The sequence below is a fragment of the Microcystis sp. M53602_WE12 genome (genome assembly GCF_030065455.1).
GTDB lineage: Bacteria > Cyanobacteriota > Cyanobacteriia > Cyanobacteriales > Microcystaceae > Microcystis > Microcystis aeruginosa.
This window is the reverse complement of record NZ_JASJFB010000253.1, coordinates 16,565-32,634: the sequence shown is the minus strand read 5'-3', so window position 1 is coordinate 32,634 and position 16,070 is coordinate 16,565. Positions and strand designations below refer to the sequence as shown.

Below are 16,070 nucleotides of genomic sequence, written 5' to 3'. Positions count from 1 at the left end.
GACTAAGACTTCTTTCCATAAATCTTCGATTAATTTCAGTCTTTGCTGCAGAAACAGGTTGGAAGTGCTGAAAATATCCTGTTCGGTTTCGGATGAGGGGACAAGGACGATCATAATTTCAGTAATCAGTAATCAGTAAACAGTAAACAGTAATCAGTAATCAGTAATCAGTAATCAGTGAAAATAGGGATTAACTGCCTTGAAATGAAAAACTCTATCAAACCAATAACTGATCACTGATAGATCGGGATTAAGCTGTCAAGCATTTAAATTGCTTGTTGAGACGAGGCAAGAGGCAAGAGGCAATAGTAAAGGGATTGGGGGAAATTCAGCTAATCTAAGGATAGGCGGTTAAGATGCGTCTTAGCTTAGTTCTTTAGGGTTGGTCAAAAATGAGATTATATGCCAAATAATCACATTTTTTCCGATTTTTAACAAAAATTTCACTATTGTTGCCTCTTTTCAGGGGGCAAAAGGATTTTTTTCTTGGATTATTGGTCACTGTTGACCGGTAACTGATCGGGAATATTGAGAAGGGGCAAGCGATCGCCCCGAAAGATTTCCTCGCTGTCTTTCCCGACTTCTATCAACCAATTATTAATAGAACGTAGTCCTAAGTAGGATAAAAGAAAGGGACTAACTGCTAGACTAAGCCAAAGCTCGATCGGTTGAGTTTTCATGGCAATTTCTCGGTTAAAGGACGGCGTTTGATGCGACGAATCGGAAAATTAGCAATCAGGGCTGTAGTCCGTTGGTCACTTTCTAGGATCAACTCGGTTTCCTCGGTGTCGATATCAAGATAACGACTGACCACTTCTAAGATTTCTTGACGCATCATATTGAGAATTTCGGGACTAAGATCGGCGCGATCATGGGCCAGAATAAGTTTTAAGCGTTTTTTAGCTTGGTCGCCACTTTTGCCCGAACCGCGCCATGCTAGAAGTTTATCGATCAGGTCATTCATAGTAGGTTAAGGGGTTGAGATGAGAGAGTTTAAGGCCCAAACAAGCGACGACGCAGACGAGTAAGAAAACCTTCTTGACCGGCCATTAAATCTAGAAACGGCACATCGCGACCCTGTAAACGCTGGGCAATATTTCTAAAGGCCATGGAGGGGAGAGAGGTCTTCTCCTCTAATACTAATGGTTCCCCTTTATTAGTGGAAATAATAATTCTTTGATCGTCGGGAATAATCCCCAACAGGGGAATTACCAATAAGTCGAGAATGTCCTCGACGCTGATCATCTGGTTAAGTTGGATCATTTCTGGCCGCAGCCGGTTGACAATCAGACGGATACTCTTAATATCCTCGCTTTCTAGTAATCCCACCACGCGATCGGCATCTCTCACCGCCGACATTTCTGGGGTAGTAACTATGATCGCTTCCTGGGCGGCGGCGATCGCATTGCGAAAACCCATTTCAATTCCTGCTGGGCAATCAATCAATACATAGTCGTAACTTTTTGACAATTGGGCGACTAAATCCTTCATTTGATCGGCAGTAATTGCCTCTTTGGTGCGGTTTTGTGCCGCCGGTAATAGAACCAGATTTTCCTGTCTTTTATCCTTAACTAAAGCTTTATCAAGGCTACAATCTCCCGCCACCACATCGAGGGCAGTATAAACGATACGCTGTTCTAATCCTAACAATAAATCGAGATTTCTTAGTCCGAAATCGGCATCGACAAGGGCGACTCGACAGCCTAATTGAGATAAAGCTGAACCTAAGTTCGCCGTTACCGTCGTTTTACCGACTCCTCCCTTTCCCGATGTCACCACAATTACACGAGCCATAATTTATATCAGTTATCAGTTATCAGTTATCAGTTATCAGCTATCAGTTATCAGTTATCAGTTATCAGCTATCAGTTATCAGTTATCAGTTATCAGTTATCAGTTATCAGTTTTATAGAGTTTTTCGTTTCAACGCAGTTAATCGCTATTTTTACCAGTCACTGAATCACTGTTTACTGATCACTGTTTACTGATCACTGGTCACTGATCACTGGTCACTGATCACTGTTTACTGGTGACTGATCACTTTTTTTCGACCCATCCCACTTGATCTTTAAAGGTGTAGGTTCTGGAAAAATTATAAGCCCCAATGATGCGGATTCCTCCTTCGCTGATACAGGCAATTTCTGGTTCCATGCGATCGCTATTTAAAGCCGGGGTCCGTGCCACTAATTCCGCGATCCTCAGTTGAGTTAAGTCGATTCGCAGGGCCATAATTACCGCTGCTCGATCGCCGCGGAATCCAGCATGGGCCACACCGCGTAAACTCCCCCAAACTAATATATCGCCATCAGCGACGATCGAGCCGCCGGGGTTGATATCGCCCATGACTATAACTGTACCCGGGTGACGGATTTCTACACCCGATCGCAGGGTAGTTTTTAAGTACAAAGGTTCGGCGAGGAGGGATGGCAGCGGTTGCTCGTCCCCGAAAACCGTGGGATTTGATCGCATTTGTTCGACGTTGTAACCCATAGTTGCCGCTGCCACTGCGGTTTGTCTTCTTTGGGTTTGGATGGTATGTAGGGGTAATTCGGCGCTGTCTAAAATTGTGGCGATCGCTTGTAGTTGCCGCGTATCCATCAGGCGATCGCTCGCCCGTAGGTGTACAGGTGTTCTAGCCGGGCAGTTTTGACCGCTATTACGGAGATAATATTTCAATCCTGTCAAGATATCTGTCCAATCCTGACTTGTCTCCCCGGCGCCGGTTTTGGGTAAAATTAGCACCAATTTCTCGCCCTCACTTTTTAAGTGAATTTGGGCGTATCTTTCCATGACCGAGGCTGATGGCTCAATTTTTTCGGTTTCTAGGTCGATTTCTTGATTTATTTCGGTTTTAGTTTCATCCATAAAGATAATTTTTTACTTAAACAAGACAAAGCGCAAAATAGCGATCAGCAAACCGACGGAAGCGGTAATCAGTGAACCCCCTAAAATGGTTATTAATGCCCAAATTTGATTTTTTTGACTGCCCTCGACTATTTTGAGGCGATTATCCATCCCTTCGACTCTTTCGGTTAATTTTGCCTGTCCTATCTCTAAGGATTTAACATCTTGCTTGATTTCCTTAATATTAGCTTTAATTTCGCCAATATCAGCTTTAATTTCGACGATACTATTCTCGATCGCCGTGAAACGAGTTTCGATCGCCGTGAAACGAGTCTCGATCGCTTTTTGTCCGTTGATAATTAAGTCTTCTAGCCTTTGCAAGTCCGTATCGGCAACAGTTTTCATAAAAATTAACTGGCTATCAGTATAGATGTTTCTTTAATTATGAACCTTGAGCAGCCGGCAGCAGTGGGAATTAGGAATTATGAATTAGGAATTACGGCTGATGTGAGATAGAGAGGTTTGTAAAATCAAAGGGAGGCATCACGATAAAGGTAATCACTCCAAAGCATGAGGCCTCCCATGAATAGGATAGATGCTCCCACCCTCTTGACTATTATTTATGTCCTGGTGGATGACTGGTATCAAGAACAGGGATATCGCTTGACTCCCATGCTGCCTGGACCTGAGCCTAGTTTCAGTGATAGTGAAATGTTGACCTTTTGGTTCATTCCCTCGTCCCTGCTCATACTGACGAACGCTCCCGCAGCAGAATCCGTATTGCAGTTCATTCAAGGCAACAATATCCTAGCCGACAAGGGGTTTATTGGTACTGATTGGCAGACTGAGATATCAAGAACCACAGGTAATCGAGTCTCTGCAGCTAAGAGAGTCAATCAACATCAACAAACTTCTCCCGTCTTTGAGCGACTTCTTCAACATTTTCGAGAACGGATTGAGGGGGTTTTCAATGAGGTGCAGAATACAGGACGCAACTTGGAGCGATTGCTCAGAAAGAAAGTTGAGGGACTTTGTGTCCATGTTGCCGCTAAAATGGCAAGTCATACCCTGCGGATACTGTTGCGTCAGCGTTTTGGTATTGATGTTCTCACCTTTGAGCAGACTCTTGTTCAACCCTTTGGGCAACTCACATAAGGCGTGATTTTAAAAATTAACTTAATCATAAAGAAAAATTTAACTTTCTCTTTTATAGTAAATTGCAAAACACGATCGAGCGGAAAAATTAAGGGGAAAATTTTGATACTACTTATACTAAAAGCCATCCTGATCACCCTAGCGCTCTTGCTACTCGGTGATTTAATTTCTACGTTTCTCTACCATGTTCCGGAACACGTTTTCGGCAAGTTTCACGCTGCGGTACACCACGGCAAAAATCGGAACTTTTTTCATTACGCGGTGTTAAATCGAAATCCGCTAGTTTTACTCGATGGCTTTCTCGGCGCGCTCCCCTATAGTATATATGTATGGGGGAAGTTGAGCTAAAACGCGGTTGAGAAGCTGGGCAACCTTGTATGTTATTAAATTATGTAATAACATGATATGTAGTAAACCTTGCCTAAAATCATGAGTAACAAAAAATACAATCTAACCTGGGCTAGAATAGGCAATGCTTCAGGTTTCCGTTTGAGTGCCAGTTTTTTTAAGGATAATCCCCAGTTTAAGGAAGCTAAAGGTGCTGTTGAAGTTATCAACCCTGATACCTTATTAGTCCGCTTACAGCCTCAATCTCTAGAACAGGAGGAAGATGAACTGATGCTGAGTTTATTCTTAGATTTTCTGACCAAGCAAGCCCTATTAAATGCTGATGCTGAGTTAGAAGCTTATACGGAAGCGATGGCAGCGGTCGATGAAGAGTTGATGACAGGAGTAGAACTTGATAGTTAACGGTTGGCGAATCTACTTTATTAAAAGACTTTTTGGGCAACAACGCCGCGATTTACAAGTTGAGGTTCGTAAACTAAAAAACACCTTGCCAACAGAAGCATACCGTACTCATTCTACAGTCAAACTCTACAGGGCGATTATGGTCGCCATTAAAGAAAAAATCCCTCTCGACCCTTTTGCTTCCCATTTTGCTCTGACTGGGGCGCTCAAGCATTACGGAAGAGTCAAAAAGATGGGACTACCTGACCGTTATCGCTTATTCTTTCGGGCTATACAAACCGAGGAGTATAAAGCAATTTTTGTTTTATGGCTAGGCTGTCCTCGCAAACAAGGGGATAAAAATGATTGTTATAAAGCCTTCACAAAAATGGTTGAGCGAGGTGATTTTCCCAATTCTCTTGACGCTTTAATCCTTGATAGCCAAGAAGATTAGCTAGTGATAAGGTGGTTGAAAAAGCGATCGTAACCCACAGATACACTTTCAACTGCGCCTCCACAGAAAGATTGCGATCTAACGTTAGCATGAGATCGACGATCGCACTAAGATGATATGATAGTAGTGCATTTTCCTAATTATTGATGATTAAGAGTTTTGCATCTAAGGAGACAGAGCAAGTATTCAAACGTAAATTTTCACGAAAATTACCTCAAGATATTCAACGAAATGCTCGGAGAAAGCTAGAAGTTTTAGACGCGGCCGAAACTTTACAGGATTTATGCATTCCTCCATCTAATCGGTTGGAAAAACTCTCAGGAGATAGAAAAAATCAGCATAGTATCCGAATTAACGATCAGTGGCGGATCTGTTTTATTTGGAAAAATGGCAACGCCTACAATGTAGAAATAGTCGATTATCATTAATTGTTACTCAATAATCATGACTGAGAAAAAATTATTAGCCCCCATTCATCCTGGTGAGATTCTGTTAGAAGAATTTCTCAAACCGATGGAAATTAGCCAAGAACGTTTGGCAGAAGATCTTAATGTACCAATAGAGCAAATCAAGGAAATTATCGAGGAAAAGCGAGGAATTACTGCCGATATTGCCTTAAAGCTTTCTCGTTATTTTGGTATGTCTGAAAGGTTCTGGATGAATCTTCAAACAAGGTATGATATTGAAGTAGAAAAAGATAGGCTCAGAGAACGTTTAGAGAAGGAAGTAAAAGTCTATGCTGCTTCACAAGCACTGTAGCATAACCGAAAAAATAGGGGAAGAATAATAATTTTAACCCCCCGTAGGGTGGATTAGCGCAGCGTAATCCACCATTACATCAATTATTGAATAACCATAGATTAGGTGCGTTACACTTCGTTAACGCACCCTACAAGAGCGGCGATCGCACTATACAAACCAAGGAGTATAAAGCTATTTTTGTTTTATGGCTAGGCTATCCTCGCAAACAAGGGGATAAAAATGATTGTTACAAAGTTTTCACAAAAATGGTTGAGCGAGGTGATTTTCCCAATTCTCTTGACGCTTTAATCCTTGATAGCCAAGAAGATTAGCTAGTGATAAGGTGGTTGAAAAAGCGATCGTAACCCACAGATACACTTTCAACTGCTCCTCCAGAGAAAGATTGAGGTCTAACGTCCACGTTCAGCAGTTGCCGAGATCTTTAGCATCTCACCTAGGCGGCTTGAGTCAATCCGCTGCACCAGGGTTGTTAGGCGGCTGCTTTTTGCCCCGCTTTTTTTGATACCACTTCCAGAGAAAAGGAGATAGTGGTACAAGAATACTTGCCCATAACCACTGCCAATTACCCGCAACAAAAGTTGAGATACGCTGACCTACAGAAACCTCTACTTCAATTGTCTTATCAAATGTTCGTATCACAAGTGGCACTTTTTGATTCGATACATTGATAATGGCTGACAGCGTAAGATACAGATTCTGATCCCCATCTTTCGTCGGGGTGACTTCCCATTTCCACTGCGTTGTTTTACCTCTATAAACAGCCTGTTCCTGTGGAACTAATGCCTCAATCTTAAAACCTAGTCCCGAAAGGTCTGCTTCCATTCGATTTGATATTTGTATCCGTGCTGACTCAGTTTGTTCACGAGACTTCAAAGAAGATTGAAGCTCTTGGACAGATTTGGTTGGTGATAGAAGTAACTCGATAGTTTTAGGTTCTTCAAACTTCATTTTCTTGGGTGTATCAAACGCAATGTTTCCCCATTCAAGATTACTCACTATCTCTTCCACAACGCCCAGGGAGGTCGCAGGCATAGTCGGAGGCGGAGCCGTAGACGTCCCAGACGTGTCTCTAGGAAAATCTAGATGAATAAGATTAAGATAGAGGTTTCCGAAAATTACCATAAAAGCTATAAGTACAGTGCCAAGCAAAAAACTGAAAATTGCATTTTTTTTTCTCATATTTTTTTCTCATAAATGCTTGAAGAACCGTGGAGTCGATAACTACAGTTAAGTTAACTGTGGACACCAACAGATAGCCTACCAATTACTTCTGCAACCAATAACTGAAGCCGCATAACTATTAATTATACCGCTCTCTGCGGTCTAGCACCCTCCTCTATCTTACTATCCCACCTCCATCGGTCTAACACCCCCTTAATCATACCTAATACCGCACTGTGCGGTTTAATCACCTCAATTTGGGCATAATTAGCGCAGCGGAACGAAGAACCTGAAAACTCACATCTGCTCACTGCTCACTGATTACTGATTGCCTCCTATTGACACAAACGTTGATAAACTGTGGCCAAAGCTTGGACATCACCGACGTTACCCGGGAAAAGAACCACAGGTAAATTAGGAAAGAGATGATGATCGGCTGCTGTGCGAACCATGGAGACACCGGGGAGAATCTGACCGAGTAAACGGGCCGATTGCAGGCTTAAACCCGTACTTAAGACATCATTGGAAGTAATTCCGCCTTTACTGATTAAAAAACTGATATCACTGGGTAAACCCTTAACAATGTCCATTAACAGGGTGGAGACGGCAACCCCAAAATCAAGACGTTTCTGCACAGAAGCAAAGGTTAACTCTTGCCGACTGGTATAGATCACGGGGGTTTGTTTATTTTTGTGAATAAGCTTGACTTTTTCCAGAACTTGTGCTAGGAGTTGCTCTCGTTGGTCAGGACGATCGCGCAATGCCGTCACATCGATTTCAACTCCGACGGTGTTGGGTTGTTGAAGCAGTTCATCTAATTGTTGGGTAGTTTTTTTGACGTGGGAACCGACGATAATTGCCCCGGCTTCCCCCGTGGGCTTATACTTACCCATAGATTCCGGTGCGATCGGTTGAGTTCCTAAATTAGCCAAAGAAGTTAGAATACTGGCGGCACTACGGAATAAAAATTTTTTTCCTTCCCCTGCGGCGGTTAAAATATCTTCAGCAAAGCGATCGAGATCCGCTTGAGTTTCCCCATCTACCACCCCACATTGATTATTTTTGAGCTTTTGCAGTCTTTCTAAACTACCTTGACGGATATCTGTCAGTAAAAATCTCTCCACGTCATCTGCTTGAATTCTACCTTGGGTTTTCTCCTCCACATAATCCGGCAGATAACTGTAATGGTAGGCAAAAACCGAATCGCGAGCGAATTCCGTCTCGTGGACGGGAGTGGGAACGCCATCGATGATTAAATAGTGAATACTATCACGGGTGATTCTACCTCCCTCAAAAAAGGCTGGAATCAGGAAATGTGCATCAAAACCGCCCAATTCTTCGGCAATAACATCAGTTTCGATCGGATAATGCCCGCGCAGGGTAGAATCGGAACGACTAACCACCAAAAAATCCTCGATTCCCTCTTTAGTTAAGGCAGTTTTCAGGTTATGACAGACTTCTCGCGTGACAGACTCGGCTTTTTCGGGGGTTAAAGCGCGAGTATTGGTCAAAACAAAGAAAATTGGCGCATTATCTGCCAATCCTAAGCGGAGAGTATCTTCATCCCACCGCATCAATAACAGACAACTATGGACTGTTTGGGAACCTGTCGGGTCGTCATCTAAGACTATAATTTTAGGTCTATTATTGCTCATATATTTTTTATCAGGATGGGAGGGACGAAGGAACCAAGAGAATCTGGTTAATAGTTTATCGGGTTCTGGTTCCCCATTAAAGTCGTCCCCTCCGCAAGCAACCGCTATCAATCTTGATCACAATCTGTCCAATATAGGATAAGCTATACCATGATTCATACAGTGACGAAGTTGAGCGCGGGAGACTTCCCTTTGAATACGTTAATCCACCCCACTGCGGTTATCCATCCGTCGGCAAAACTTGATCCCAAGGTTAAAGTTGGTCCCTATGCTGTGATCGGGGCCAATGTGGAAATTGAAGCTGATACAATTATTGATGCCCATGTGGTCATTGAAGGTCCGACTAAAATTGGCAAGGGTAATCATATTTTTTCTGGGGCTGTTATTGGTAATGAACCACAGGATTTAAAGTATAAAGGGGGCGAAAGTAGCGTAGAAATTGGTGATCATAACCAAATTCGCGAGTTTGTCACGATTAATCGCGCCACGGATACGGGAGAAGTTACCCAAATTGGCAGTAATAATTTATTAATGGCCTATGTTCACGTTGCCCATAATTGTATTTTGCAAGATAACATTATTATCGCTAATAGTGTCGCCTTGGCTGGTCATGTCCAGATCGAATCAAAAGCAGTTATCGGGGGGGTTTTAGGAGTACATCAATTTGTTCATATTGGCAAAATGGCCATGTTAGGAGGAATGAGTCGTATTGATCGCGATGTTCCCCCTTTTACTTTAGTGGAAGGCAATCCCTGTCGCGTGCGAACTCTTAATTTAGTCGGTTTACAAAGGGCCGGTTTTACCGATGAAGATCTAGCTTTACTGAAAAAAGCTTTTCGGATTATCTATCGTTCTAATATAAATCTTCAGGAGGCTTTAGAACAAGTTTCTCTCTTAACCGATAACCCCCATGTTCAACATCTCTGTCAATTTTTACAATCCTCTACCACCGGAGAAAAACGTCGCGGTTTAATTCCGGGGAAATAATTTATTGAGGAACAGTCTGTAGGGTGTAGGGTGTGGGGTGTAGGGTGTGGGGTGTAGGGTGTGGGGTGTGGGGTGTGGGGTGATGGGGAAGTGGGGAAGTGGGAAGAATAAATAAAAATAATCTCCTATCTCCTATCTCCTATCTCCTGACTCCTGACTCCTGAATCCTGTCTCCTGAATTCTTTTATTATCAAATAATTATCCAAATGCGTATATTTATTAGTACGGGTGAGGTATCGGGTGATTTACAGGCAGCCATGCTGATTGAATCCCTTTTTAAACTAGCTAAAACCCAAGAAATTGAGTTAGAAATTTTTGCACTAGGTGGCGATCGCATGGAGTTAGCCGGAGCAAAAATGTTGGGTAAAACCACTCGACTGGCTGCCATGGGATTAATTGAATCTATCCCCTTTATTTGGCCAACTTTACAACTACAAAAACGAGCAAAAGAGTTTTTTAGAGATCATCCCCCTGATCTGATTATTTTAATTGATTATGTGGGGGCAAATGTGGCGATCGGTCAATCGGCTAAAAAAATTATTCCCCAGGTGCCAATAATTTATTATATTGCCCCACAGGTGTGGATTTGGTCAGAAGAAAATATCCCCTCAGCTAAACTCAGGGCCACAGCAGAAAAGTTATTTAATACGGAAAAATTAATCGCCGTCACGGATAAATTATTGGCAATTTTTCCCGCCGAAGCTCGTTTTTTTGAAACAAAAGGTTTACCAGTAACTTGGGTGGGACATCCTTTAGTTGATCGTATGGCCAATGCTCCCAATCGGCAAGAAATGCGGCAAAAATGGGCAATAAAACCCGAAGAAACGGTGATCGCTTTGTTACCTGCTTCCCGTCAACAGGAGTTTAAATATCTCGTGCCGACGGTGTGCGCTGCTGCTAAAAAATTACAGGAAAAAATTCCCGATATTAAGTTTTTAATTCCCGTTCCCTTAGCTTTATACGAACCAAAAATGCGAGAATTAGTGAAGGAATATGGATTAAATGCGGTGATTATGGAACGAGATCAGACTTTAGAAGCGATTGCCGCTGCCGATCTGGCTGTGGCTAAGTCTGGTACAGTTAATCTCGAAATTGCTTTGTTAAACGTGCCGCAGGTGGTGGTTTACCGTTTAAGTGCAGTTACTGCTTGGATTGCCCGCAATATTATGAAGTTTTCTGTACCATTTGTCTCACCGGTAAATTTAGTTTTAATGCGAGAAATTGTTCCCGAATTATTACAAGAGGAAGCTAACCCAGAGAGAATTATGCAGGAATGTCTAGATTTATTATTAAATCAGCAACGTCGCCAAAAAATGTTAGATGAATACGCAGAAACTAAAGCCGGTTTAGGAACAGTAGGCAGTTGCGAGCGAGTGGCACAAGAGGTGTTTAAAATAGGCCTTTGTTAGGAGTCAGGAGCCGGTCGTCAGGAGTCAGGAGACAGGAGATAGGAGTCAGGAATCAGGAGATAGGATTGCTGGAGATAGGAGTCAGGAGGCAGCTTTATTCTCCCCACACCCCACACCCTACACCCTACACCCCACACCCCACACCCTGCCCCAGGAAAAACTCTTTGCCGCAAACCCTACTTATAAGCGTCCATACCCTCACAGGAACAAACCAGATTTCTGTCCCCGTAAGCATTATCAACCCGTCCCACTACCGGCCAGAATTTATAATCTTTTAGCCAAGAAAGCGGGTAAGCTGCCTGTTGACGGGAATAGGGACGACTCCAATCATCGGCAGTTAAAACTGCGGCTGTGTGGGGGGCATTTTTCAAAGGATTATCGTGGGGATCCATGCTCCCATTAGCGATCGCTTGTACTTCTTGATAGATAGTTAACAAAGCTTCACAAAAACGGTCTAATTCCCCCAAAGATTCGCTTTCCGTGGGTTCCACCATCATTGTACCCGCCACGGGCCAAGAAACCGTCGGCGCGTGGAAACCGAAATCCATCAAACGTTTTGCCACATCTTCCACCTCGATGCCGGCCTGTTTTTTCAGGGGACGTAAATCAATAACGCACTCGTGGGCAACCGTTCCCGCGCTACCCTTAAATAACACTGGATAGGCCGACTCCAGATGAAAAGCCAGATAATTAGCGTTCAAAATTGCCACTTCTGTCGCTTTTTTCAAGCCGGCTGCCCCCATCATAGCGATATACATCCAAGAAATCACCAAAATGCTGGCACTACCCCAAGGCGCGGCCGAAATTGCGCCAATTGAGTCCTGATGCTTACCGTTAGCGGTTTCTGGGGATAATTTCGCCAAAACTAGGGAAACATCGGGCAGAAAAGGCACTAAATGGGATTTTACTCCGATTGGTCCCATACCGGGGCCGCCACCACCGTGGGGAATACAGAAAGTTTTATGGAGATTCAAGTGACACACATCAGCGCCAAAATCCGCCGGACGACATAAACCCACCTGAGCATTCATATTCGCGCCATCCATATAGACTTGACCACCGTATTGATGAATCAAGGCGCAAATTTCGCTAATTCCCTCTTCAAAAACGCCGTGAGTGGAAGGATACGTTACCATCAAAGCCGCTAGATTATCCTGATGCTTCTGGGCCTTAGTTTTCAGGTCATCAATATCAATATTGCCCCGAGAATCGCAATTAACCGCCACTACTTTCATACCACACATAACAGCGCTGGCAGGATTAGTCCCGTGAGCGGACTCAGGAATTAAGCAAATCTGACGATGACCTTGACCGCGACTTTCATGGTAGGCTCGGATCACCTGTAAACCAGCATATTCTCCCTGAGAACCGGCGTTCGGTTGTAGGGAAATGCCATCAAACCCGGTAATTTCCCCTAACCAAGTCTCTAACTGTTGAAAGAGCAGTTGATAGCCTTCTGCTTGGTCAATCGGAGCAAAAGGGTGTAATTTGCCGAATTCTGCCCAAGTTACCGGAATCATCTCCGCTACGGCATTGAGTTTCATCGTACAGGAACCGAGGGGAATCATGGAAGTATTTAAGGCTAAATCCTTTGTTTCCAGACGGTGCAGATATCTGAGTAATTCCGTTTCCGAGTGGTAACGATTGAACACCGGTTCGGTAAGATAGGCACTGGTACGGGTTAAATTAGCGGGTAATTCTAGACTAATTTTCTCGACTAATTCCGCCGCGGTAAAGGGTAATTCCTCGGTGGGGGCAAAAATTTGCCATAAATCCCACACATCCCTGAGACTGGTGGTTTCATCGACACTAATTCCTAGATTATTCTCATCAAAATAACGCAGATTAATCTTATGGGTTTTTGCCTTGGCGAAGATATCCTTAACTCCCGTGGATACCGTAACTTTGAGCGTATCGAAGTACGGTTCTTTCCCCACTTGATAACCCAACTTTTTTAAACCATTTGCCAATAAAGCGGTTAATTTCTGCACTCTTTGGGCGATTTTCTTGATTCCTTCCGGTCCGTGATACACCGCGTACATGGAAGCAATCACCGCTAGTAACACCTGTGCGGTACAAATATTACTGGTGGCTTTATCCCGGCGGATATGTTGTTCGCGGGTTTGCAAAGCTAAACGCAGTGCGGGTTTACCCTGACTATCCTTCGATACCCCGACAATGCGCCCCGGAATACTGCGTTTATAGACATCTTTGGTGGCAAAATAGGCGGCATGGGGACCCCCATAACCCAAGGGAACCCCAAAGCGTTGACTGCTACCCACGGCAATATCAGCCCCCAATTCGCCGGGGGGAGTCAACAGAGCTAAACTGAGAATATCGGCGGCAACGGTGACTAAAGCCCCATTTTCCTGCGCTTTGGCGATAAATTCCCGATAATCATAAATTACGCCATCGGTGGCTGGATATTGTAATAATGCGCCAAAAATCGGCGTTTGAAAGTCAAAGAGACGATGATCATCGATAATAATGTCAATACCTAAAGGAATCGCTCTGGTTTTAACAACTTCGATCGTTTGGGGATGGCAACTACTAGAGATAAAGAAAGCATTGGCTTTAGTTTTACACAGTCCATAACTCATACTCATCGCTTCCGCAGCTGCTGTTCCTTCATCGAGGAGAGAAGCGTTAGCAATTTCCAGACCGGTTAAGCTAGTGATGAGAGTTTGGAAGTTTAAGAGAGCTTCTAAGCGTCCTTGGGCGATTTCCGCTTGATAGGGAGTATAGGCGGTGTACCAACCCGGATTTTCTAAGATGTTGCGGAGAATTACCGGCGGGGTGATACAGTCATGGTAGCCCATGCCAATAAAGGAGCGAAATACCTGATTTTTGGAGGCAATAGCTTTTAATTGGGCAAGAGCGGCGTATTCACTCAAGGCAGGTGGTAGATTAAGGCTTTTTTGTAAACGAATTCCTGACGGGACAGTTTTAGCGATTAATTCCTCCACGGTAGCAACACCCAAAACCGCCAGCATTTTCTCGATTTCCGTCTCCGTCGGTCCAATGTGACGGTTAACAAAGCTATCGGTGCAGTCTAGCAGGTCTTGCAGGTCAGCAGGAGCGAATTCCTCGGTTTTCTCGGCCGTAATTGACCTATTTAGCATATTAATCTCGGTTTAAACAATTACAAAAGTGCTGCGTTTCATCGCTAGGGGTGATTTTAACGCAACTTGTAAAATTTTTGTAATATTTCAAGTCAGCAATCGGCAAGATAAAGCGGAAGCTAATTTGCTATCGAAAGTACGCACAAAATTAACCTCACTACTGCTTCGTCACCAAAAACCAACCGGAATCCGTAGATCCGATCGCCTTTAATCCTTCTAAATCAGTAGCTTCTTTGGTTTGACGATCGATAATTAGGTAAGGTTGCTTGTGACTTTGCCAGTGATTGATTAATTCTTCAGCAGCAAGGGGAAAAACCCGACGACCACTATAAAAATTTAACGAGGGGCGCTCGTAGGCAAAAGCAATATAAACAGGGTGATCGGCCGGCACATATTTCTCCACTAAACTCGCCACCGGTTTGACGGGGAAATTCTCATTTAATTCCCAGATCCACAGGGGAGAATTGACGAAAATAAACAAAGAAACCAACATTCCCCAGAGTAAAACCACGCTGAATTGTTGCGAGCGCCGGGCTAACAAAATCGCCGTTGTCACCATGGTCAAGGACAGTGACAATAAGGTTAAAAGAATTAAGGGATGGAGAGGTTCAATAGCGGCAAAATTACCTGGAAAATAGGCTATTAAAGCTAATAAACCCGCCCCAACGCCGATAATACCCAGAATAATTGACCAGATTGGATGATAGGGGCGATCGATGGGAAGATTACCCACTTGCGCCAAGGCATAACCGGCCGCTAAAGCCAAGGCCGGGTATATCGGCAGAATATACCAAGGCAACTTCGTCGCCATTACCGAAACCACGAACAGATAAACACCCGTCCAAACTAACAGTAACTTCCCCCAACTGTAGAGATATTCCTGACGAGCTAAACGTAAACCCCAAACCGAGAAAATTAACCAAGGCCAACTATATTTAAGAATTTCCAGCAGATAATACCAAAACGGTCCGCGATGATTGTCCAGATCGTCACTAACTCGCTTTAACTGTTGAACAAAAAGGGAATCGAGAAATTCCCGCTCGTAGTGCCAAAATTGGGCGGCATACCAAGCAAAAGCGGGGGTTGCTCCCAATAACCAACCCGACCAAAAATAGGCAGAAGTTAATAACCGGGGGGTATCCCAGAGCAGAAAAATCAAGCCGATACCCGCCAATAATAGCCCCATAATCCCCTTAGTCAGACAAAGGAGGGCAAATCCTAACCCCGCCCCCAGAGACCAGCGTAAATCGCGTCGTGAGCGCAGTAAACCAACAAACATCAGGATTTCAAAACATAATACCGCTCCATCCAACATGGCTAAACGGCCATGACGCACCACCGGCAAAAGAGTTAAATAAATCAAGGCCGACAGTAAAGCTGGCAAACGAGCCGGAAAAATTTCTCGACCGAGAAGATAAAGAAGCGGCACCGATAAAGCTGTAAAAAAAGCGGGAATTAGTCTAGTATTGGCCTCATTGATACCCCAGAAATGGTAGGTTAGACCAATTAAACTATGAATCAACGGCGGTTTATTCAGGTAGGGATCACCCCAAAGACTAGGAAATAACCAGCGCAATTGTTCCAGTGGAGTTTGGCTAATTTCCTTGGCCACCTGAGCGATTGTTGCCTCATCCCAATCCCGCAAGGGTAAATTCCCTAATCCCACTAGATAGATAATTAAGGCCGCTATTAATAATCCCAGTAAACACAGAAATTCTTTAAAATTTTCTCTCTGACGCAATTTATAACTAGAATATCCCCAAGTAAATTTTTGACGGTTCATAAGCTAGGG

General features: G+C 43.7%; 19 protein-coding genes. 10 read left to right on the top strand and 9 right to left on the bottom strand.

All coding sequences use genetic code 11. The features are described 5' to 3' along the window. Positions 1 to 491 precede the first annotated feature (491 nt). The 5 genes from PX482_RS09385 to PX482_RS09365 form a co-directional block, all read right to left on the bottom strand. Positions 492 to 680: a hypothetical protein gene (locus PX482_RS09385; RefSeq protein WP_002761679.1), complete on the bottom strand. Its 189-nt coding sequence runs from the start codon at positions 678 to 680 to the stop codon at positions 492 to 494. Next, a complete protein-coding gene (gene minE, locus PX482_RS09380) occupies positions 677 to 964 on the bottom strand; it encodes a cell division topological specificity factor MinE (RefSeq protein ID WP_002761678.1) in 288 nt (95 codons plus the stop codon). Before minE ends, PX482_RS09385 begins: the two co-directional genes overlap by 4 nt. A gap of 29 nt (positions 965 to 993) precedes the next feature. Continuing rightward, entirely contained in the window at positions 994 to 1,794 is an 801-nt protein-coding gene (minD, locus tag PX482_RS09375; protein WP_002764793.1) for a septum site-determining protein MinD, read from the bottom strand. Positions 1,795 to 2,037: 243 nt separating this feature from the next. Beyond that, positions 2,038 to 2,865: a septum site-determining protein MinC gene (gene minC / locus PX482_RS09370; protein ID WP_002761676.1), complete on the bottom strand. Its 828-nt coding sequence runs from the start codon at positions 2,863 to 2,865 to the stop codon at positions 2,038 to 2,040. Positions 2,866 to 2,877: 12 nt separating this feature from the next. Next, positions 2,878 to 3,249, bottom strand: a complete 372-nt coding sequence (locus PX482_RS09365) for a hypothetical protein (protein WP_002761675.1) — start codon at positions 3,247 to 3,249, stop codon at positions 2,878 to 2,880. Positions 3,250 to 3,426: 177 nt separating this feature from the next. On the opposite strand from PX482_RS09365, the gene PX482_RS09360 reads away from it, so the two are divergent. The 7 genes from PX482_RS09360 (at position 3,427) to PX482_RS09330 (ending at position 6,255) form a co-directional block, all read left to right on the top strand. Continuing rightward, positions 3,427 to 3,999 (top strand): hypothetical protein, encoded by a 573-nt coding sequence (locus tag PX482_RS09360; RefSeq protein WP_002761674.1) that lies wholly within the window; start codon positions 3,427 to 3,429, stop codon positions 3,997 to 3,999. 102 nt (positions 4,000 to 4,101) lie between these two features. Continuing rightward, the gene (locus tag PX482_RS09355; protein ID WP_043999314.1) at positions 4,102 to 4,347 is read left to right on the top strand and encodes a hypothetical protein; all 246 of its coding nucleotides are present in this window, start codon (positions 4,102 to 4,104) and stop codon (positions 4,345 to 4,347) included. Positions 4,348 to 4,428: 81 nt separating this feature from the next. After that, on the top strand, positions 4,429 to 4,749 hold the full coding sequence (locus tag PX482_RS09350) for a hypothetical protein (protein ID WP_002761673.1): 321 nt from the start codon (positions 4,429 to 4,431) through the stop codon (positions 4,747 to 4,749). Beyond that, positions 4,739 to 5,182: a type II toxin-antitoxin system YhaV family toxin gene (locus PX482_RS09345; RefSeq protein ID WP_002761672.1), complete on the top strand. Its 444-nt coding sequence runs from the start codon at positions 4,739 to 4,741 to the stop codon at positions 5,180 to 5,182. Before PX482_RS09350 ends, PX482_RS09345 begins: the two co-directional genes overlap by 11 nt. A gap of 146 nt (positions 5,183 to 5,328) precedes the next feature. Continuing rightward, a complete protein-coding gene (locus PX482_RS09340) occupies positions 5,329 to 5,610 on the top strand; it encodes a type II toxin-antitoxin system RelE/ParE family toxin (protein WP_002761671.1) in 282 nt (93 codons plus the stop codon). Between the two features lie 16 nt (positions 5,611 to 5,626). Further along, positions 5,627 to 5,941: a HigA family addiction module antitoxin gene (locus tag PX482_RS09335; protein WP_288122357.1), complete on the top strand. Its 315-nt coding sequence runs from the start codon at positions 5,627 to 5,629 to the stop codon at positions 5,939 to 5,941. Between the two features lie 86 nt (positions 5,942 to 6,027). Then, on the top strand, positions 6,028 to 6,255 hold the full coding sequence (locus tag PX482_RS09330; RefSeq protein ID WP_288096307.1) for a type II toxin-antitoxin system YhaV family toxin: 228 nt from the start codon (positions 6,028 to 6,030) through the stop codon (positions 6,253 to 6,255). 136 nt (positions 6,256 to 6,391) lie between these two features. Here the strand turns inward: PX482_RS09330 and PX482_RS09325 are convergent, their stop codons facing one another. Continuing rightward, the gene (locus tag PX482_RS09325) at positions 6,392 to 7,123 is read right to left on the bottom strand and encodes a hypothetical protein (protein WP_288096309.1); all 732 of its coding nucleotides are present in this window, start codon (positions 7,121 to 7,123) and stop codon (positions 6,392 to 6,394) included. Between the two features lie 317 nt (positions 7,124 to 7,440). Next, positions 7,441 to 8,760, bottom strand: coding sequence for a four-carbon acid sugar kinase family protein (locus tag PX482_RS09320; protein ID WP_288122355.1), 1,320 nt, complete (start codon positions 8,758 to 8,760; stop codon positions 7,441 to 7,443). A gap of 150 nt (positions 8,761 to 8,910) precedes the next feature. Here PX482_RS09320 and lpxA point away from each other — a divergent pair, with 150 nt between their 5' ends. The 3 genes from lpxA to PX482_RS09305 all read left to right on the top strand — a co-directional run bounded on the left by lpxA (position 8,911) and on the right by PX482_RS09305 (position 11,434). Further along, the gene (gene lpxA / locus PX482_RS09315) at positions 8,911 to 9,747 is read left to right on the top strand and encodes an acyl-ACP--UDP-N-acetylglucosamine O-acyltransferase (RefSeq protein WP_002761667.1); all 837 of its coding nucleotides are present in this window, start codon (positions 8,911 to 8,913) and stop codon (positions 9,745 to 9,747) included. 206 nt (positions 9,748 to 9,953) lie between these two features. Beyond that, the gene (lpxB, locus tag PX482_RS09310; RefSeq protein ID WP_002761665.1) at positions 9,954 to 11,156 is read left to right on the top strand and encodes a lipid-A-disaccharide synthase; all 1,203 of its coding nucleotides are present in this window, start codon (positions 9,954 to 9,956) and stop codon (positions 11,154 to 11,156) included. After that, on the top strand, positions 11,150 to 11,434 hold the full coding sequence (locus tag PX482_RS09305) for a hypothetical protein (protein WP_071825101.1): 285 nt from the start codon (positions 11,150 to 11,152) through the stop codon (positions 11,432 to 11,434). The genes lpxB and PX482_RS09305 overlap by 7 nt, the downstream gene beginning before the upstream one ends. Here the strand turns inward: PX482_RS09305 and gcvP are convergent. Together gcvP and PX482_RS09295 are read right to left on the bottom strand one after the other, a co-directional pair. Beyond that, the gene (gene gcvP, locus PX482_RS09300) at positions 11,333 to 14,278 is read right to left on the bottom strand and encodes an aminomethyl-transferring glycine dehydrogenase (RefSeq protein WP_288122354.1); all 2,946 of its coding nucleotides are present in this window, start codon (positions 14,276 to 14,278) and stop codon (positions 11,333 to 11,335) included. The genes PX482_RS09305 and gcvP overlap by 102 nt on opposite strands. Positions 14,279 to 14,435: 157 nt before the next feature. Further along, complete coding sequence (locus tag PX482_RS09295; protein WP_288023717.1) at positions 14,436 to 16,061, bottom strand: ArnT family glycosyltransferase; 1,626 nt, start codon at positions 16,059 to 16,061, stop codon at positions 14,436 to 14,438. Between the last annotated feature and the right edge of the window lie 9 nt (positions 16,062 to 16,070).